Annotated in this window: 15 protein-coding genes; 6 read left to right on the top strand and 9 right to left on the bottom strand. The window is 29.6% G+C overall.

Features of this window, described 5'->3' with window-relative positions:
- Positions 1–305 precede the first annotated feature (305 nt).
- Positions 306–5,360, top strand: coding sequence for a T9SS type B sorting domain-containing protein (locus tag GFU93_RS01430; protein ID WP_160566464.1), 5,055 nt, complete (start codon positions 306–308; stop codon positions 5,358–5,360).
- 334 nt (positions 5,361–5,694) lie between these two features.
- Here GFU93_RS01430 and GFU93_RS01435 read toward each other — a convergent pair whose 3' ends face one another.
- Together GFU93_RS01435 and GFU93_RS01440 are read right to left on the bottom strand one after the other, a co-directional pair.
- Positions 5,695–6,540: a carboxymuconolactone decarboxylase family protein gene (locus GFU93_RS01435; protein ID WP_255448634.1), complete on the bottom strand. Its 846-nt coding sequence runs from the start codon at positions 6,538–6,540 to the stop codon at positions 5,695–5,697.
- 50 nt (positions 6,541–6,590) lie between these two features.
- Entirely contained in the window at positions 6,591–7,409 is an 819-nt protein-coding gene (locus tag GFU93_RS01440) for an AraC family transcriptional regulator (RefSeq protein WP_160566467.1), read from the bottom strand.
- A 256-nt stretch (positions 7,410–7,665) separates the two neighbouring features.
- Here GFU93_RS01440 and GFU93_RS01445 point away from each other — a divergent pair, with 256 nt between their 5' ends.
- Together GFU93_RS01445 and GFU93_RS01450 are read left to right on the top strand one after the other, a co-directional pair.
- Entirely contained in the window at positions 7,666–7,878 is a 213-nt protein-coding gene (locus GFU93_RS01445) for a heavy-metal-associated domain-containing protein (RefSeq protein WP_160566470.1), read from the top strand.
- Positions 7,879–8,025: 147 nt separating this feature from the next.
- Entirely contained in the window at positions 8,026–8,475 is a 450-nt protein-coding gene (locus tag GFU93_RS01450; protein WP_160566473.1) for a MarR family winged helix-turn-helix transcriptional regulator, read from the top strand.
- A 119-nt stretch (positions 8,476–8,594) separates the two neighbouring features.
- Here the strand turns inward: GFU93_RS01450 and pdxY are convergent, their stop codons facing one another.
- Entirely contained in the window at positions 8,595–9,455 is an 861-nt protein-coding gene (gene pdxY, locus GFU93_RS01455; protein WP_160566476.1) for a pyridoxal kinase PdxY, read from the bottom strand.
- 230 nt (positions 9,456–9,685) lie between these two features.
- Here pdxY and GFU93_RS01460 point away from each other — a divergent pair, with 230 nt between their 5' ends.
- Positions 9,686–11,239 carry a Do family serine endopeptidase gene (locus GFU93_RS01460; RefSeq protein WP_160566479.1) on the top strand — a complete coding sequence of 518 codons (1,554 nt, stop codon included), beginning with the start codon at positions 9,686–9,688 and terminating at the stop codon, positions 11,237–11,239.
- Positions 11,240–11,349: 110 nt separating this feature from the next.
- Here the strand turns inward: GFU93_RS01460 and obgE are convergent, their stop codons facing one another.
- The 4 genes from obgE to GFU93_RS01480 form a co-directional block, all read right to left on the bottom strand.
- Positions 11,350–12,336, bottom strand: a complete 987-nt coding sequence (obgE, locus tag GFU93_RS01465; RefSeq protein WP_160566482.1) for a GTPase ObgE — start codon at positions 12,334–12,336, stop codon at positions 11,350–11,352.
- 79 nt (positions 12,337–12,415) lie between these two features.
- A complete protein-coding gene (locus GFU93_RS01470) occupies positions 12,416–12,994 on the bottom strand; it encodes an adenylate kinase (RefSeq protein ID WP_160566484.1) in 579 nt (192 codons plus the stop codon).
- Positions 12,995–13,008: 14 nt separating this feature from the next.
- Positions 13,009–13,551 carry a hypoxanthine phosphoribosyltransferase gene (gene hpt, locus GFU93_RS01475; RefSeq protein WP_160564895.1) on the bottom strand — a complete coding sequence of 181 codons (543 nt, stop codon included), beginning with the start codon at positions 13,549–13,551 and terminating at the stop codon, positions 13,009–13,011.
- A gap of 103 nt (positions 13,552–13,654) precedes the next feature.
- Positions 13,655–14,113 carry a universal stress protein gene (locus GFU93_RS01480; RefSeq protein ID WP_160566487.1) on the bottom strand — a complete coding sequence of 153 codons (459 nt, stop codon included), beginning with the start codon at positions 14,111–14,113 and terminating at the stop codon, positions 13,655–13,657.
- A 110-nt stretch (positions 14,114–14,223) separates the two neighbouring features.
- Here GFU93_RS01480 and rseP point away from each other — a divergent pair, with 110 nt between their 5' ends.
- A complete protein-coding gene (rseP, locus tag GFU93_RS01485; protein WP_160566490.1) occupies positions 14,224–15,552 on the top strand; it encodes an RIP metalloprotease RseP in 1,329 nt (442 codons plus the stop codon).
- Positions 15,553–16,107: 555 nt separating this feature from the next.
- Positions 16,108–17,346, top strand: coding sequence for an OmpA family protein (locus tag GFU93_RS01490; protein ID WP_160566494.1), 1,239 nt, complete (start codon positions 16,108–16,110; stop codon positions 17,344–17,346).
- Positions 17,347–17,414: 68 nt separating this feature from the next.
- Here the strand turns inward: GFU93_RS01490 and GFU93_RS01495 are convergent, their stop codons facing one another.
- Positions 17,415–18,767 (bottom strand): exopolysaccharide biosynthesis polyprenyl glycosylphosphotransferase, encoded by a 1,353-nt coding sequence (locus GFU93_RS01495; protein WP_160566497.1) that lies wholly within the window; start codon positions 18,765–18,767, stop codon positions 17,415–17,417.
- Between the two features lie 23 nt (positions 18,768–18,790).
- Positions 18,791–19,918, bottom strand: coding sequence for a glycosyltransferase (locus GFU93_RS01500; protein ID WP_160566500.1), 1,128 nt, complete (start codon positions 19,916–19,918; stop codon positions 18,791–18,793).
- Positions 19,919–19,925: the final 7 nt, after the last annotated feature.

The raw sequence follows: 19,925 nt of genomic DNA on the forward strand, positions 1-19,925 counted from the left end.
CTGAACTATTTCATTAGAGATTTTTTACAAATTTAGGAGCTGAACTCCCGTTTATAAAGGTAAAAAACAGTAATCAAGCTTTTATATTTTCCCTATTAGAAATAAAAAATACAACTATTATATTAACTCATTTTATTAAATTACAAAATATATAATTTTATTGTATAAAATTTATTAAATATTTAAATATTATTAATTTTTATTCATAATAATTTATTTTATTTTAAAAAATATTTAAAATTATATAAAATTAAATGTTAATAATTGTTAACTTTGTTAAACTAACATTAACATTAAAAAAATACATGAGCACACAGGCTCCATACCGTTTTTTCATTTTATTATTATTATTCTTAGGGATTTTTAATTCAATTCCTGCCCAAATTATGACACCCCCTTCGGTGACGATAAAAGATCATAATGGCCTGAAAAGTCCTGTTACCATTGATTGTAATTATAAATTCAATGAAAACCATAAAATTTTACTCAAGGCTGAATATCCGGAACTAAAAAACACATCTTCCTATGCTGTAAGCTCTATTCCTTTTAATCCGGTGGGAACATTTTCTGAAGGTCAAGAAGTTATCATTGACAGTGATGATAAATGGAGCAACGCACAAGAACTCCCTTTTAATTTCTGTTTTTACGGTAATACTTTTAACTCTATTATTTTAGGTGATAACGGAGTCATCTGTTTTGATACCCAATATGCGGGAACTGAATGTCCTTATGCCATTGCAGGATCTATCCCCGATCCTAATTTAATGCATAATACCATATTTGGGGCTTATCATGATATGACCAATGATAGTGATGTATTTGGATGTACTCGTGATTGCGGTAAAATCACCATGTATACGACAGGGATGATTCCTTTCCGAAAAACAATCATAAATTATTATAATATGAATCATTTTGGTTGCGAAAACTCAAAATCGACCGTGCAAATAATACTTTATGAAACTACTAATGTTATCGAAGTTTATGTAAAAGAAAAACCGTTAACTTGTGAAATAGGAAATGAAAAAAGAGCACTTATCGGAATCACTAATTCCGATGGATCTGAAGGAATTTCACCCGATCAAAGAAATACAGGAATCTGGGAAGCCTATCATGAAGCATGGAGATTTGCTCCGCAAGGTACTCCTACTGTTCCTAAAGTTGAATGGAAAGATGCTGATCAAACCCTTCTTCCTTCATCGGAAGTTAATCCGAAAAATTCAACAACTTATTATGTGAACGTATCCTATGCCGGTTGTACTCCGATTACCCTAAATGATGAATTCCAAATTATTTTCGCCTCTGACTTTCCAAAAGTGAAAGATATACAGGTAAATAAATGTTTTGAAGGTATAACTCCAAATGAAGTTATCAATTTAGAAGAATTGATGAAAGAAGCTTCTGAATCTGCTCCCGATGTCATTACCACTTTACATCAGAATATAGAAGATGCCCATTCAGGACAATATCCTTTGATGGGTTTAAATTCCTATCCGATTACCTCTAATTCAAATTCCTTTTATTTACGAGCTTCAAAGGGTAAAGATTGTTATGCGACCTCGGTGATTACTATTCACATGAAAAGAAAACCTTCCCTAAAAGAAATGGAACCTATTATTATTTGCGGTAATGGTGATCAGGATTCTGAAATAATATATTTAAACAATTATACGAATCAAATCAATGGATATGAAGAATGGATGAACCTTGATTTTTATGATTCCTATACTAATGCTTTAAACGGAAATCATCCCATTAGTACCCTTTCGCTTTCTTCTGCGGTAACCGTTTATGCAAAAGCCAGTAATAAAGACTTTGAAGATTGTTTTTCTATCATTCCTGTAACTTTCAAATTTCAAAAAACGATTGTTTCCAATCCTCAAGAAATTATACTTTGTAATGAAGATTTAAAAGGACGAGAAATTTATAATTTGAGATCCTATGAAGCCTCGATTACGGGATATGATAATCTTTCTTTTAGTTATTTTACTTCCGAATCTGATGCTTTACAAAATATAAATCCTATAGAAAATCCTAATAATTATTATGTGACCAATGGAGAGAAAATTTTTATAACCATTTCAAGTCCGGGCTATTGCTCTTCTATATCATCGTTAACTTTTACTTTTAAAAAGTCTTTAGTAGAAAACTTACATAAATACGTGTGTGATGATAATTCCCAAGATATAAAGGTGAATCTTTTAGACTATTATTATTTAATGAAAAAAGAACACGATATAGATCTTTATGGAATGTACACTACCTGGCAAGGAGCTATAGATAAAGATAGTTTGCTGCTAATTACTGATTTAGAAAATTTTAAAGTCAATTATCCATTTTCAATTATTTATGTTCGTTTTTATGATAAAAAGATTAAATGCGATTTTATTCGAGAAATAAAATTGGAGATTAGAGATAAAATTGAAAAAAGGCCATCTTATAATGTTTGCGATATTAATAATTCAGGTAAAGTTAATTTTAACCTTAATACGTTAAGACCTATTTTTCTTGCCGGATATCCACCATCTTCAATCGCATTTTATGAAACATTGGATGACTATAACAATGAAATTAATCCGGTAACTGAAACTATCATCACCGGACCCAAAACCATTTATGTCAAAGTTAACGTTGATGATGGATGCAAATATTTCTATATGATTAATCTCTATTTAAAATCATTGGAAGTAGCGGATGTACGAAATATTTCTATATGTGACATAAACAATGATGGAAATGAAATTTATTATTTGAACGATTTAATCAATTTTTTAGGCTTAACCGATTACAGTTCTGTTCAATTCTACAAATCTGAACAGGATGCTTTCAAAGAAATACATCCGATTTCTGCTATAGAACCCTATCCTATAAGTATAAGTAATAATAAAGTATATGTTAGAACTAATTATGAAAACAGTTGTCCAAGTATTATTCCTGTAGAAATGCGTTTGTTGGAATCGGTAACAGTTCCTGATTTGAAAACTATTGAGGTTTGTGATACAGACAATAGCCATAACAAAATAGTAAATTTAATTCCGGTGATTGCAGAAAGCGGAGTAGATACGAAACTAGTTTCGGTAGATTTTTATTTAACGGCAGAAGGAGCTCAAAATCAAAACAATAATGAAAAAATTTTAGATCCTACTGCATTCGCCTTATACAACACTACTACACTATATGTTCGTTTTACCAACAAAAAATCAAAATGTTGTGAAATAAAGCCTTTAAAAATAAAGTTAAATCCTTTTCCTATTGTTTTAAAATATAACTTGGATATCTGTGACTTTAGTAATGATAATGAGGAAGAAGTAATTTTAAGTGAATTAAACTCTCATATAGTTACCAATCCGCAAAGTTTTACTTTCTCCTATTATTTAAATGAACAAGATGCTTTAAACAACATTAATACTATTATAAAACATACTATAAAAAATTCAACGCAACTATATGTTAAAATCTCTTCAGGTAAAGAATGCCAAATCATTCAAAAATTAGGTTTTACATTACAATCTTCACCTTTAGTTAAAGATAAAATTGTTGAAATATGCGACAATAATGCAGACGATACGGAAATCGTCGATTTAACCTTATATGAAGAAGATTTAGTTACAACTTCCCGATCAAATTATCAATACTCATATTATACTTCATATGAAAATGCGTATACTGATAAATTTAGTATTTCCAATACAAAAGAATACGTCATTCAACCATTTCCTACTACTATTTATGTAAGAATTACGAATTCTTCAGGATGTTTTTCCATTGCAAAGCTCACTTTTAAAAGTGCAGAAAAAGTGTTAGCTCAAAATAAAAAAATACATATTTGCGATGAGGGATCAGATATGCAAGAATATGTTAATTTAACCAACTATATATCTGATGTTTTAATTACCTCGGGCCAAAATTTAACTATTAATTATTACGAAACCGAGGAAGGAGCTAATAATAGAGACAGCCATACGCTCATAAAAAATCCTGAACGTTATTCTGTTACCTTAGCAAAAGATTATGTATGGGTACGGATGGATAATCCTTCTACCGGTTGTTATACGGTTAGATATTTAGAAGTTAATTTAGAACCTCTTCCTAAACTTATTAATGCTAAATATTTAGTTTGTGATACAGATTTTGACGATATATATAAAGTAGATTTAGATGATCTTCGCTATACCGTAATATTTAACCCCGACGGGTATACATTTTCCTATTATCATTCTCAGGAAGATGCTGTTAAAGACATCAATAAGATCAAAAATATACATCAATACACAGTAAAAAGCTTTAATGAAAAAATAGTACTGAAAGCAACCAATAAATACGGGTGCAGCTCAATCAGAACTGTGACCTTGTACACAAAAGATAAAATTAAGGTATCAACTCAATCCATGGAAATTGAAAGTTGTGATGATGACTTTGATGGATTAACATTTTTCAATATCACTACCATGAACTCATCCATAACCAAAGATCCAAAGGCTACTTTTGAATATTTCAGCACTTTAAACGATGCTAAAAACCAAACCAATCCTATTGTAGATCCTTATAATTATAAAAACATTGTACCTTTTAAGGACCAAGTATACGTCCGAGTTTCATCTCCCGATTACTGTCCGGCTCTAAGTGTAATAAACCTTAAGGTTTTACCGGTTCCTGTAAGTACATTACAAAAGAACCTAAAAATATGTCCGAATGGAACTCTTGAACTAGTAGCGGATACAAAAAATCCTGAGGATTTTTACGAATGGAATACCGGAGTAAAAGGTTATGATAAACATACAATAACCATATATAAAGCAGGTATTTATACGGTAACCATTACCGGTAAAAACGGTTGTAAGTATACTTATACCACTCATGTAACCGAATATGCTAAAACAAGAATCACAGATTTAAAGGAAGGTAATGATTATATAACGGTAATTGCCGAGGGGGATGCTCCTTTGGAATATTCTATGGATAATAAAAATTGGCAATCCCATAATACATTTTATAATCTAAAACCGGGGATATATACTTTCTATGTAAGGTCATTGGCAAACGGTTGTTATTCTCCCGAAAAGAAAGGAGTTTTATATAAGATAAATAATGTGATAACTCCCAATGGAGACAATCTCAATGATGCGTGGAGATTATGCGGCTTGGAAAATTTCGACTCACTTCCTTCTCATATCAAAATTTTTGACAGATATGGTAAAGTTGTATTTTCACAAAGTTCTAATTCATGCTTTGTATGGAATGGATATTATTTAGGCAGACCATTACCTACTACTTCCTATTGGTATGTTATTGATATTGCTGACGGAAGACAATTTACCGGATGGATCGTTGTAAGAAACCATAATAATCATGTTGATTAATGAATAAATAGTTCTCATATAAATTTTTATCTTTAAAACACGTACAGGCATATACGTATTCAATTTTTTGAGCAGCGATTATATGTCTGTATTTTTTTATGTTTTATCTCCGTAAATACTTATAAAATTTTTTGAAAAGAGTAAGGAATACAAAGTTTAGAGTCGAGGGCATTTTAAAAATTTTTGAATTGGTAATTTAAAAGTAAGCCATTCTGAATGAATTAAACAATCAGAAGGCTTAGCGGTTGTTAAGATTAAAATTTAAACTATTATCATTTAAATTTTTAAGACTTGGTGTGTGTAATTAATAAAATATAGCATTTAAAGTGTATTCTTATTTATTATAAACAACTTCTTTAAAAATATTTATTCCGTTTATAGAAGCAGGAAATCCTGCATAGACTGTCATAAGTAGCATTACCTCTTTGATTTGATCTGGAGTTAAACCTATATTCAAAGCTCCTTTTATATGAAAATTTAATTGAGATTGAGCATTTCCCAATGTTGCTAAAGCTGCTATGGTGGCAATTTGTCTATATTTTTTATCTAAATTATCTCTTGAAAAAATATCTCCATATCCATATTCGATAACAAAATTAACCAACTCCGGTGAAATGTCTCGATACGCCTTTTTCAGAATACCTTCTTGTTCTTTCTTCAACATGGCTAAATAATCAGCTCCTAACTTATATCGGTCTGTCTCATTTTTAGAAGCCTTTTTACCTTCTTCATCTTTGATTCCTTTTTCTTTTCTTTCTTTAAGGACCTCTCTAAATGCATTCATTCCATTAATACATTTTGGAAATCCACAATATACCGACATTTGCAAAATAACCTCTTTTATTTCATTTATGGAACAACCTACTTGTAAGGCTCCATGTAAATGGACTTTTAATTGAGGTATGGCTCCCTGTGCCATGAGAGATGAGATGGCCGCTATTTCTTTTGATTTATTATCCAGTGCTTTTAAACTATAGACTTCTCCAAATGAATATTCAATAATAAATCTACTTAATTCCGGTGAAATATCTTTTAAGCTTTCAACAGTTCTGATTCCGGCTTCTCCATCAATTTCTTTTAATTTTTCCCAACCTTTTTGGTAACGTTCTGATTTTTCCATTTGCGCATAACTATTTAATGTTAATATAAATACCACTAAAACGGTAAGTAATTTTTTCATTTTGTTTTTAAGCAAAGGTACCGGAGATCAGCACTCTACAGATAGGACTTTTATTTCTGTTTTCGGTACTTTTCCAAAAAGGTTGAAGGAGAGAAATCTGTTTTCTTTTTGAAAATACGTGAAAAATAAGAGGGATCTTCAAAACCTAATTTATAAGCTATCTCGTTTACATTATACTCGCTAAATAGTAATAATCGTTTGGCCTCCGTAATTTTAAGATCTATAATATATTGTTTGGAAGAAATGCCTTTGTATTGTTTACAAATTTCATTTAATTCTTGGGTTGTAACTTTCAATTTTTCAGCGTAATCTTCAATGGATGATGTTTTAAAATTTTCTTCAAAAATTACCATTTTTAAATCGTCTAAAAGAGTATGATGAAAGTTTGTTTCTTTTTTAAATGACAATCTGTTAAGTATGGAATAGAGATAGGGAATTCCTAATTTTATAGTTGTATCGGCTACTTCATCTTTCATTCCAAATTCATGAATAAGGTTCATAAAACAGCTTTCCATAATTTGTATATATGAAGTTGGAATATCTACAAATGCCCTATGATTATTAATACCCATTTCCAAGCCCAGGCAAGCATCCACCATCAAAATATATCCTTTGCTGTCAGAAGAATATTCCCAATTATGTATCTGTTTAGTATTCACAAGAAAAATACGGTTGGGCTTTATGGGATACTCTTGAAAATCGACAACATAAAATCCGCTTCCATGAGTAAACCAAACCAGAGAATAGAAGGAATGTCGATGAGGCCATTCAATATCCGGATCTTCTGTTCCTTCAAATGTTCCTACAAAATACGAAATGAAATGATTCGGTACCCCTAAGATATTTGCTATTGAATATTCTTTTAACATATAACAAAGATAAAATTTATTGTGAGTGATATAATAGAAATATATTTTTTAAATTTCTGATACTGAACTTAAAAACTAGTTTGAAAACCTATTGAATACCTTTTTTATAATGGAATTATATAATTTATTGACAGTAAAATTTGTATTATTGATTAGTATCAAAAATACTTTATATAAAAAGTTTCCATAATTATATAATTTACTTTCATTAATTATAGAGTACATTTGAGATATCAAATAAATTTGAATAATAAATATGAAAAATGAATTAAAATTTAAAACTAATATAGATTGTGGAGGTTGTGTAAAAGCAGTAACTCCGTTTTTATCTAAAGTGGAAGGTATTTCAAAATGGGAAGTTGACACTTCTAATCCGGATAAAATCTTGACTGTAGACTTAGACGGTGCTACGGAAGAAGAGGTTGTCAATGCAGTAAAAAAAGCCGGATTTACCATTGAGAAAATTTAATTTTTTAATAAAATTGTTAAAAGAACCTTTATTTTTTTAAGGGTTCTTTTTATTGTTATCTTCTTTTTGTTCTTTAATCCTATAATAATATTAATTACCTTTGCATTTTAAAAATTTATATATAAATAAAATATAATTCGGATATCAATGACTAACTCTGAAAAAGAAAATTCGATCGGTTACCAATTAAGTTATACAGAAAATCTGCACAGGAATCTATTAAATAAAAAATTTTCTACCAATAAGTTAGACATTACTCCCGAACAATTTATTATTTTAGATTTATTAACGGAACATTCTACAGGAATATCCATGCAGAAAATATCAGAAAAAATACACAGAGATAATTCTGCCATCACCCGATCCATTGACATTTTAGAAAAAAAAAATTTGGTAAACAGAGTCAATGCAGAAAAAGATCGTCGGAAAAAAATTATATTAATTACTAAGCAAGGAATTACACTTTTACATAATGCTAAAGACATAGCAAAGCAATATGCAAAAGAAGTTGCAAAAGGACTAACTGAAAAACAACTTAATGATTTATTTTCTATTCTTAAGATTATCCAGAAAAATATTAATGAATCTAATATATAGAAATGCTTTATAAACTTTTTATATAAAAAGTTTATTCTTCACAACTATGCTTTTTGAAATTTAAAATTTGCTGTAAAAAAGATATGCGTTTTTAAGTAATAGCTTACTTAAACTATCAATTATAATTTTACTGCCTCAAACATTTGAGTCGGATTTACAATTTCATCTTGTGCTGCTACCAATTGCAATTCATACTCTCCTTGTCTATGAGTTTCCAGCATAACGGCATAAACAGCAGCAGTCGTATGTTCTAATACTTCTTTATAATTTTTCCCCAGTAACATATGGGTCAGTAATAAACCGGAAGTAAGATCCCCTACTCCAACCGGTTGACGAACACCAAAATCTACTAAAGGTCTTGATATATGCCATTTCCCTTCTGAAGTAGACAATAACATCTCAAATTTATCTGAACGATAGCCTGCCCTGCTTAAGTGTTTAACTAATACAGTTTTTACCCCTTTACTGTGAATTACATCAACTGCAGAAACTACATCTGCAACTGAAGTAATGGTTTGATCGGTTAAAATTTCCAACTCTAATAAGTTAGGTGCCATAATGTCACTTACTCCCATCGCTTCATTTTTAAAAAATTCCGATACTCCGGGAGCTACAATACAGCCTTTTTCAGGATGTCCCATAACGGGGTCACAAAAATAAACGGCATTTGGATTTTCATTTTTAACCTTTTTAACTATTTCCAAAATTGATTTTCCTTGTTCGGGAGAACCGATGTATCCGTTTAAAACTGCATCGCACTTTTTCAACTGATGGATGTTGTCGATTCCTTGAACAATATCCAATAAATGTTTGGCTGTCATTACTTCACCCGTCCATTGTCCATATTGTGTATGATTGGAAAATTGCACCGTATTTAATGACCATACTCTAACGCCGCAACGCTGCATGGGAAATTCAGCTGCACTGTTTCCTGCGTGGCCATACACTACATGAGATTGGATGGATAAAATATTTTTCATTAGTTTTACAATTATTAGTTACAAATTTATAAACTTTATTGGCAATTAGTAGTAATTTATAAAGAATTGTTCAGTATGTTCATTTCTCAATATGAAAAGTGAAATAATTAATAAACCATATAAAAGAAGATTAATTTCTTGTTAAAAACCGTTAAAGCAACAAAATAATTGAAATTTGGTATTACTTTTGAAATAAAAAAATCCAGTATTTATTTAAATTAAATTGTACTATGAAAAAAAATAAGTTTGAAATTAAAAAAATAGGTTCTTATATTTTAGTAGGTGCGATAGGGGGATTAATTTCTGCAGGTGCAGTTACCTCCATATCAAAAAATACGAATTTAAATGATTTTGAAATATTTAAAAATCCTACTCATAACGAAAAAGCTTATTTTACTTCAGCTTCAACTAATAGTGTAGTGGGATTAAATCCTCCAGATTTAACCATCGCAGCAGAAAAAACCGTGAATGCAGTAGTGAGTGTAAAATGTTATTCTTCCTATGTGCAGCAGCAACAACGCAGATCCTTAGATCCTTTTGATTTCTTTTTTGGAGATCCTTTTAATTCTCAAGGGCAACAAAGACAACAACAAACTCCAAAAGATTCTCCAAACGGGTTAGGTTCGGGAGTAATTATTTCTAGTGATGGTTATATTGTTACCAATAACCACGTGATTGATGGAGCTGATAAAATAGAAATTACACTTAATAATCAAAAAACATATACAGCCACTTTAGTAGGAACGGATATCAACTCCGATATTGCTCTGTTAAAAATTGATGAAAAAGGGCTAAGCTTTTTAAATTTCTATAATTCCGATAATGTGAGAATTGGAGAATGGGTATTAGCTGTAGGAAATCCATTTGGATTAACTTCAACAGTTACAGCGGGTATCATTTCAGCCAAAGGTCGTAGTTTAGATCTTTTGCGTTCCAATTCCAGAAGTCCTATTGAATCTTTTATTCAAACCGATGCAGCAGTAAATCCCGGGAATAGCGGAGGTGCTTTAGTAAACGCAAACGGTGATTTAATTGGTATTAATACAGCAATTGCTTCTCATTCCGGAACCGGAACATTTGAAGGGTACAGTTTTGCTGTTCCTTCCAACATAGCTAAAAAAGTTGTGGAAGATATTCGCAAATACGGTTTGGTTCAACGGGGTTATTTGGGTATTGGTGCTCTTGACTTGAGTGATGATTCTGCAGTTAAGCAATATAATTCTCAAAATAAAACCAACTATAAATCTCAAGAAGGTGTACTTATCACTGATATTCAAAATGACGGAGGAGCAAAAGATGCCGGCTTGAAAAAAGGAGATATTATCAAGCAAATTGACGGAACGAATATTAAAAACTTCCCTACTCTTTCGGGAGTTATTGGTGAGAAAAGACCGGGTGACCAAGTGAAGGTTACCGTTATACGAGATGATTCATATAAATCTTTTAATGTTAGAATTAAAGATGCTAAAGGAGGGACTTCGGTTAAAACGAAGAACGATTTAAGTGTCGCCGAAAAGTTGGGTGCTGAATTTCAAGAATTGACTGATGACCAAAAGGTTAATTACGGTTTAGAATCCGGTATTGTTGTAACCAGAATCGATTCTAACGGAAAATTGAAATTAGCAGGCATTGGTGAAGGATATATCTTAATGGAAGTAAACGATAAGCCTGTTAATAGTGAAAAAGACATTGAAAAAATATTGAAAAATTATAAAGGAACGGTTTCTGTAAGATATGTAGATCCTTATGGTAGAATCTATCGTAGAGGATTTAAAATGGAATAAGAAATGTAGTTATTGATATATAATTAATTAGTAGTTTGAATTGCAACTTTTTAAATTTATTAAAAAGTTGCAATTCTTTTTTATATAATGTTTTTATTAAACATAAATTATTACTGATGTAATAATTTCCAAAGTTCGTCTTTTAATTGAATTAAATTTTCGCCGGTTACGGCAGAAATAAATAACAATTTGAAATTTTCAGGAAAAGTCTTCCTTATTTCATCCACCAATTCTTTATCCAGTAAATCTGATTTTGAAATTGCAATTACTCGATCTTTATCATTTAATTCCGGATTATATTTATTCAGCTCATTTAACAGAATTTTATATTCTTGGTAATAATCTTTTGCATCAGCCGGAATCAAAAACAATAAAATTGAATTTCTTTCTATATGTCTTAGAAATTTATATCCTAATCCTTTTCCTTCGGATGCTCCTTCAATAATACCCGGAATATCGGCAATTACAAAAGATTGAAAATCCCTGTATTTAACGATTCCTAAATTAGGTACTAAGGTGGTAAAAGCATAATCGGCTATTTTCGGTTTTGCAGATGTTAAAGCAGACAACAATGTTGATTTTCCTGCATTTGGAAAACCAACTAATCCTACATCACCTAATAATTTTAATTCCAAAATAAAATTACCTTCCTTACCGGGCAATCCGGGTTGAGCATATCGCGGTGTTTGATTGGTTGATGATTTAAAGTGTGAATTTCCTAACCCTCCTTTTCCTCCTTCAAGTAAAATTATCTCTTCTTTATCTTTAGTTATTTCTCCAACAATAGTTCCGCTTTCATCTTTAGCAATAGTTCCTACGGGAACCTCGATATACAAATCCGCTCCATTAGCTCCGGTTAATTCTTGTTTTCCTCCGGGTTTACCATTTTCTGCTTTATTGTGTTTGGAATATTTTAAAGCCAAAAGGGTCCATAGTTGAGCATTACCACGTAAAATTATATGTCCCCCTCTTCCTCCATCTCCTCCATCAGGGCCACCTTTAGGGATATATTTTGCTCTATGAAGGTGTGCAGAACCGGCGCCACCGTGTCCGCTTTTACAAAAAATTTTAACATAATCAACAAAATTCGACTGCATATATCGTTTATTTTTTTATAAAAAAAGGATTATCATTTTTCATAATAATCCTTTTATTTGTATGTGTTACATGTATTTTTTATACAAACTTTTCTATTTCTTTAGACAGTTCTGCGGTTATATCTTCAATACTTCCCTCTCCATCTAATTCAACCAGTTTATGTTGTTCTTTATAATAGTTGGAAACAACGGCTGTTTTTTCATAATATTCTTTAATTCTGTTACGAATTATACTTTCATCTGCATCATCTGAACGACCGCTTTCTTCACTTCTTTTTAAAATTCTTTTGACTAGAATTTCATCTTCTACATATAAGGCTAACGTTACATCAACTTGGGTTTGAAATATAGAATTCAATAATTCATCAAGGGCTTCTGCTTGGCTTTTAGTTCTTGGATATCCATCTAAGATAAACCCTTTTTTGTTTGAATTTCTTTTAAGTTCATCTATCAACATTTCTGTTGTAAGTTCATCCGGCACTAATTTTCCATGATTTATATAGGTTTGAGCCTCTTGACCTAATTTGGTATTATTCTTTATATTATATCTGAATAAGTCTCCGGTGGAAATGTGTTCTAAGTGAAACTTTTCTGCTAAAATTTTTGCTTGAGTCCCTTTTCCACTCCCGGGAGGGCCAAATAAAACAATTATATTCATATTTGAAATTCTGTTTATTCTCCTTTTAATTGGTATAAGTCTTTAAAATTCCTTCCTAAACCATTATAATCCAACCCATACCCTATAACAAATTTATTAGGTATATTCATTCCTATTAAATCTATATTTAGATCCTTTTTATAGACATCCGGTTTAAAAAACAAAGTTGCAATTTTAATGCTTTTCACCGGTTTTACTTCAAGTAATTTATAAAGGTATTCCAAGGTGTTACCGGTATCAATAATATCTTCAAGTATTACTATATCTCGGTTTGTGATGTCTACAGTCATATCTGTAATTAAATCAACAGTTCCTGAACTTTGCATTCCACTTTTGTATGAAGACAACTGAAGGAAACCTATTTCACAGTTGCCTTTATAATTTTTTAAAAAATCACTGAAAAACATAATAACTCCGTTAAGCACCCCTATAAAAACGGGGACGGTGTCTTTGTATTCTTCATACAAAGTATTGGTCATCCTTTGTATGGAATGGTCTATTTCTTCCGAAGATATAAAAGGGGTAAAAGTTTTATCCAGAATCTTAATTTCTTCCATATATAACTATCTTTACTATGCCGCAAATATAATGATATTGACTAAATATCAAAGTTTGAAGTATATAATTTTTAATGTTAGATAAATGAACCATCATAAAAGATTAATTTTCATGATGATGTTGATGTTGATTGGGAGGAACTATAAGAATGGGTACTTTAGATTTATTAATTACATTTTTTGAAACACTGCCTAGAATTGCTTCCATAAGTAAACCTCTTCCATGAGAACCCATGATGATGAGATTAGCTTTTCTGGATTCTGCTTCTTTCAATATAATATCTGCCGGTGTTCCTTGTTTTATAACAATTTCAACTTCAACGCCTTGTTCTTTAATTGATTTTTCATATTCTACCAATTGTCTGGTTTCATCCTTCATACCTGCTTCTTCCAATTCCGGAAGATATTGAAAACCGATATCCCCTATAATAAAACCTAAATCTAAACTGGCAACATGTAAAAGGCACATTTTACTTCCGGTAGCTTTGGCATAGATGACAGCTTCTTTCAAAATATATTTGGTAGTTGCTGAAAAATCTACAGGGACTATCATTGTTTTCATAACCTAATTTTTTATTATACAGCTTAAAGTTAATGAATATTTTTATTTTTATCATAAAATTTCAATAGAATAAATTTTCTTACTTTTGCAAACTAAGTTTTATTTTGAATATGCATATATTTATCCAAATTGCCCAGTTATTATTATGTTTATCTATTTTAGTTGTCTTTCATGAAGCAGGACACTTTTTAGCGGCGAAATATTTTAAGACAAAGGTTGAAAAATTTTATTTATTCTTTGATCCATGGTTTTCTTTATTCAAAAAGAAAATAGGTGATACTGAATATGGTATTGGTTGGTTGCCGTTAGGGGGGTATGTTAAAATAGCAGGCATGATTGATGAAAGCATGGATACTGAGCAAATGAAAAGTCCACCTCAGCCTTGGGAATTTCGTTCTAAACCGGCTTGGCAACGTTTAATTATTATGCTTGCCGGAATTTTTGTTAATATCTTATTGGCTATCATTATATATGCCGGAATTTTAATGACTACGGGTGAACAAACTATTAATACGGATCAATTAAAAGACGGATATGCATTTTCTAATGTAGGTAAAAAATTGGGATTTAAAGATGGTGATATTATATTAGAAGTTGATAATAAAGAGATTCCAACTTTTAATTATTTACCTGTTTCTCTTTTATTCGGAGATCATGTAACGGTTAAGCGCGATGGAAAAATCATTAAATTTAACCTCCTCCCTGAAGAAAAAAGGGATGTTTTAAAACAGGAAGGCAGAGGCTTTATTTCTCCGAGAATAATTGCCGATGTTGATTCGATTTTACCTAATTCACTTGCTTCAAAATATCTTAAAAAAGGGGATGTTATAACTAGTTTCAACAAGCAACCTATTAAATATATTGATGAATTTAGATTAGAACTTTCTAAACATAAAAATGACAGTGTAACTTTAGGAATATATCGAGACGGACAAAATATAAATGAAAAACTTTTTGTTCCTGATAGCGCCATTTTAGGTTTTGTTCCTAGTGCTTCGAATTTAAAAAATGCAACTGCATATAAAAAATATAATTTTATGGATGCCTTTAAAAGGGCGCCGGTATTGTCTTGGGAAATGTTATTGGTTCAAATAAAACAATTTAAACTTATTATTAATCCAAAAACAGAAGCTTATAAACAAGTAAGCGGTCCTTTACGATTATATAAAGCATTTTCACCTGAATGGGATTGGGGACAATTTTGGAGTTTTACCGCTATGTTTTCTATATGGCTTGCGTTTTTAAATATATTACCGATTCCAGGTTTAGACGGAGGTCATGCTTTATTTACCATTGCTGAAATGATTACCGGTCGTAAATTAAGTGATAAGACAATGGAAAAGGTCCAAATGGTGGGTATATTTATCCTTCTTGGATTAATGATTTTGGTATTTGGAAACGATATATGGAATATTATACAAAGTATTATAAACAAATAATTAATTTAATTTACCGTCAATATTAATATTTCATGTTTTTATTGAAACAATTCCAATTCATAAAATAAATTTAATTAAACTTTACTTATATAAAGGTTGCATAATTTTCAATGCAACCTTTTTAATTAATAATTTTCTGAATTATTTAAATTTAGACACGATCTATAGCTGTGAATATCCTTTTAATAAAAAATTAATCTTCTCTTCTCAATAATATTAAGAGTAATAAAAATTTAAAATCTAAAAATAATTTTAATTCGATTTTAAGTGTTAAACATTTTATGTTACAATAAATATGGATAAAATTATTTTTCGATTTTTTTCCTAATCTTATTCTAGTTATTAAGTAGTAGCTTATATATCTAATAAAGTAATTAAATAAAACAGAATTATCATACAAAAAACACAAAAATTTTATTTTATATCTATTAATTTAAAAAAATAATAAATTTTATTTTTTATTAATCTTTATTATGAAATTAATTTATTTTTATAATAATTCTTTTTATAAAAATACTTTAATATTATATTTGAAAAATATTTATGTTTTTTTACATGAAAAAGATATTTTTAATTCTTTTTTTATCCCTACATTCAGTTTATTTATTATCTCAGGAATCTCTGACTAATCAAAAAATTGTTTTTAACAATTTTTGGGATAACTGGTTTTTAAATTTTGGTGGCGGAACCGGTGTATATTTTGGAGGTAAACAACATAAAGAAGCTAATTTTATTGAAAGACTTAACTGGGCAGCTACATTAAATACCGGAAAATGGTTTTCTCCCATTATAGGTGCAAGATTGACATTTCAGGGAGGAAAAAAACATACTTTTAATGTTAATGGTAAACCCGTGTTCGATATTAACGGTGAACCTATTGATCTAAATACTCTTGACCCAAGTAAAATACATCACATGTCACGCGGATACTATATCACAGTACATGCTGATGCTATGTTTAATTTTTCAAATTTATTTTACGGATATAAAAATGATAGATTATATAATTTAATTACGTATGCCGGAGCCGGTATTGGTACGGATAGAAATGCCATAGACAATAATTCACCGGTTATTGTTCTTGGTTTGCTTAATACTTTTAGGATTAATGAAAAATTAGCTATAAGCTTCGACATATCCGGTCAAGTGGTCCAATCCAAATTTAATGATGCTCAATATCAAAGAAAGTGGGTAAAATCATATAAAAAACAGGACTGGGATTGTATTGGTTCCATAAATGTCGGATTAATTATAGGTTTAAGTCGTAAACAAAAATTTGATAAAATAAGTTGCGACACACTAATTATCAATAAACCCGAAAACAACATTGATGAAATATTATTAAGCAAATTATCTAAACAAATAGATTCATTAGCTAGGGAGAATAAAAATTTAATTAGAGAATTAGAAATTGCCAGAAATAAGAAACCTGATACTATTTATTCTAAAGAATTTATAATTAAAAACAATCCTTATTCAATACCTTTCGATATTAATAGTAGTTTAATAAAACCTAGACAAGAAGCTGTTATATATGATATCGCTGATTTATTAAAAAAGAATAAAGACTTAAAAGTTGAAATTGTTGGATTAGCCGACAAAAACACCGGCTCACCTAAATTCAATGAAATTCTATCTATTAAGAGAGCAAAAGCGGTTGAAAATAAGCTAATTAAAGATTATGGAATATCACCTAATCGCATAATTACTTTTGGCAAAGGTGATACCGTTCAACCATATCCTAAAAATCAATGGAACCGTGTAGTTATAATAACGCTAGTTGATTCTAATTAGATTTTAATTTTAATTTATTTTAGCTAATCATTAGTAATATAATGATTAGCTTTTCTTATTTCAATCAATTATTTGCCTTTACCTTGAATCATAACAATTATTGTTAAGTAAATGATTTTTAAATCAAAAAAGAAATTTTCATTTTGAAGATACAATAAATCATATTTTAAACGTTGTGACATTTCTTCTACTGTTTCGGCATAGCCAAAATATACTTGCCCTATGGATGTTATACCGGGCTTTACTTTATGTAATTTTTTATAATTGGGATTTAATTTTATTATTTTATCTATAAAAAATTTTCTTTCCGGACGTGGACCTACCATAGACATTTCACCCTTTAATACATTAATAAATTGCGGAAATTCATCAATGCGGTATTTTCGCATAATTTTACCAACAGATGTTATTCTCGGGTCTGAATTTGTAGCCAATTTTGGTCCACTATATTCCGCATCAACATACATTGATCTAAACTTCATTATTTTAAATGGTTTTCCATTTAATCCTATTCTTTCTTGTTTATAAATAATTGGTCCTTTAGATGTAATTTTTATAATTAAGGCTAATATTGGTAATAACCAACTTAATACAAATGTGATAAAAAATAGTGAAAACGCTACGTCAAATAATCTTTTTAGAATTTTATTAAATATATTTGATTTTTTTCTATAAATATATATAGGAAATGTTCCGTAATAGCTTATGATTGAATTATTATAGAACTCATAGGATATATCCGGAATAATATAAATCAAACATTTACTTTCTGAAAATTTAATAATGGCATCCTCAACTTCCTTACTTAATTCTCCGTTTAATGAAAAAAATAAAATGTGTATGTTATGATCTCTTATAAATGAGTCTAATTTATTAAAATCGTATTTATATTGATTTTTTTCTCGGGGAACTTTAACAAAGTTCCCATAATTATACAACTTTTCACCATGAAAAAATTGCTTTATAACATTGTTTGTATTATTATTTGAATCTATAAATACAACCCGTGAATATTTTTTATTTTGAAATTGATCTGCGATAATATGATGAATGGAAATGCTTATAAATATTGAAATGTTATACAGCAATGTTATATCGTTATTAAATAAATATTTACTTTTTAATTCTGAAACAGTAAATACTATAAGTGTAAATATAATTGCCTGTACTAAAACTTTTCTTATTGATTCTAAAAGATTGCTCTTTTTTAATTTATATAATCCGGTTTTTTCTGAAATAAAATACCAACTTATAATTAATAGGAATAATGCTTTATAATGATTTTCTATTAATAATACAACATCCCATTTATCGCCTAGTGTTTCATATTGTATTTTTAAAAAATAAAAGAACCAATAAATTATTATTAAAATATCAATTAGAAATTGAATCACTGGTATAAATGATTTATAGGGATTCATTACAAAATGTTTTTGCAGTTTTCTTAATATTCGGATAGTTTTGTATTTTGAAATTCTTTATATTTTTCAAGTACAAAACTTTTAATTTTATTTTTAAATTTTTCTTTAGAAAAATTTAATGCATGATCTCTTATTTTTTTATAGTTAAATTCAATTTCAGAAAATTCTTCAATAGCAGATTTTAAATTTTCAACACTATGATTTTTAAAAAATATTCCAGTTACTCGGGGTATGACTGTTTCAAGTGTTCCGCCTTTTGCCAATGCTATAACAGGAGTTCCACATGATTGAGCTTCGACAGGCAGCATGCCAAAGTCCTCATCAGCTGCAAACACAAACCCTTTAGCTCTTTGTAGATAAAATCTTAATTTTTCGTTCGAAACAAATCCTTTTAGTTCAATATTAGATTTAGCGAGTTTTTTTATTTTCTTATAATCCGGACCGTCTCCTATAACAACTAATTTTTTATCCGGCATGTTATTGAATGTTTCCACTATTAAATCCATCTTTTTGTAAGGAACCATTCTTGAAGCAGCTAAATAGAAATCTTCTTTTTTATCGTAATAGCTAAAATAATCCGTATCAATCGGGGGATAGATAACCACAGAATCTCTGTTATAGATTTTTTTAATTCTTTTCGCTATATAATTTGAATTGGCTATAAAATGATCTACTCTATTGGATGAAATTACATCCCATATTCTGAATTCATGAAGCACATATTTTGCATATAATCCTTTTAAACCATGAGTAAGTCCTGATTCAAATAAATATTGGTGATATAAATCCCAAGCATATCTTGCCGGCGAATGGCAATAACATATATGCAATTGGTTACTGGAAGTAAGCACACCTTTTGCTGACGAAGAGGAAGAACTAATAATCAAATCATATTTACTTACATCAAGCTGTTCAATGGCTTTAGGATAAAATTGCAAGAATTTTCTATGATTACTTTTGGCTGTAGGTAATTTCTGTATAAAACTGGTGGTAACCTTTTTGCCATTTAATATTTCTTTTCTTTTAGTTTCATCAAAAGTATCTATTAAAGAAAAAAGATCAAAATCGCTCCATATTTCATTGAGAGCTTTTACTACTATTTCGCCTCCACCTATAGTACAATACCAATCGTGGATCAATGCTTTGTTCATATAAAAA

Origin of the sequence: Apibacter sp. B3546, assembly GCF_009827885.1 — a bacterium.
In the GTDB taxonomy this organism is placed as follows: domain Bacteria; phylum Bacteroidota; class Bacteroidia; order Flavobacteriales; family Weeksellaceae; genus Apibacter.

Bases quoted from the DNA above. Each gene is read 5' to 3' on its own strand.
- GFU93_RS01440 (WP_160566467.1), bottom strand. From the start codon at position 7,409: ATGTTAAAAGAATATTCAATAGCAAATATCTTAGGGGTACCGAATCAT.
- rseP (WP_160566490.1), top strand. From the start codon at position 14,224: ATGCATATATTTATCCAAATTGCCCAGTTATTATTATGTTTATCTATT.
- GFU93_RS01495 (WP_160566497.1), bottom strand. From the start codon at position 18,767: ATGAATCCCTATAAATCATTTATACCAGTGATTCAATTTCTAATTGAT.
- GFU93_RS01430 (WP_160566464.1), top strand. From the start codon at position 306: ATGAGCACACAGGCTCCATACCGTTTTTTCATTTTATTATTATTATTC.
- GFU93_RS01480 (WP_160566487.1), bottom strand. From the start codon at position 14,113: ATGAAAACAATGATAGTCCCTGTAGATTTTTCAGCAACTACCAAATAT.
- GFU93_RS01460 (WP_160566479.1), top strand. From the start codon at position 9,686: ATGAAAAAAAATAAGTTTGAAATTAAAAAAATAGGTTCTTATATTTTA.
- pdxY (WP_160566476.1), bottom strand. From the start codon at position 9,455: ATGAAAAATATTTTATCCATCCAATCTCATGTAGTGTATGGCCACGCA.
- GFU93_RS01470 (WP_160566484.1), bottom strand. From the start codon at position 12,994: ATGAATATAATTGTTTTATTTGGCCCTCCCGGGAGTGGAAAAGGGACT.
- hpt (WP_160564895.1), bottom strand. From the start codon at position 13,551: ATGGAAGAAATTAAGATTCTGGATAAAACTTTTACCCCTTTTATATCT.
- GFU93_RS01435 (WP_255448634.1), bottom strand. From the start codon at position 6,540: ATGAAAAAATTACTTACCGTTTTAGTGGTATTTATATTAACATTAAAT.
- GFU93_RS01490 (WP_160566494.1), top strand. From the start codon at position 16,108: ATGAAAAAGATATTTTTAATTCTTTTTTTATCCCTACATTCAGTTTAT.
- GFU93_RS01450 (WP_160566473.1), top strand. From the start codon at position 8,026: ATGACTAACTCTGAAAAAGAAAATTCGATCGGTTACCAATTAAGTTAT.
- obgE (WP_160566482.1), bottom strand. From the start codon at position 12,336: ATGCAGTCGAATTTTGTTGATTATGTTAAAATTTTTTGTAAAAGCGGA.
- GFU93_RS01445 (WP_160566470.1), top strand. From the start codon at position 7,666: ATGAAAAATGAATTAAAATTTAAAACTAATATAGATTGTGGAGGTTGT.
- GFU93_RS01500 (WP_160566500.1), bottom strand. From the start codon at position 19,918: ATGAACAAAGCATTGATCCACGATTGGTATTGTACTATAGGTGGAGGC.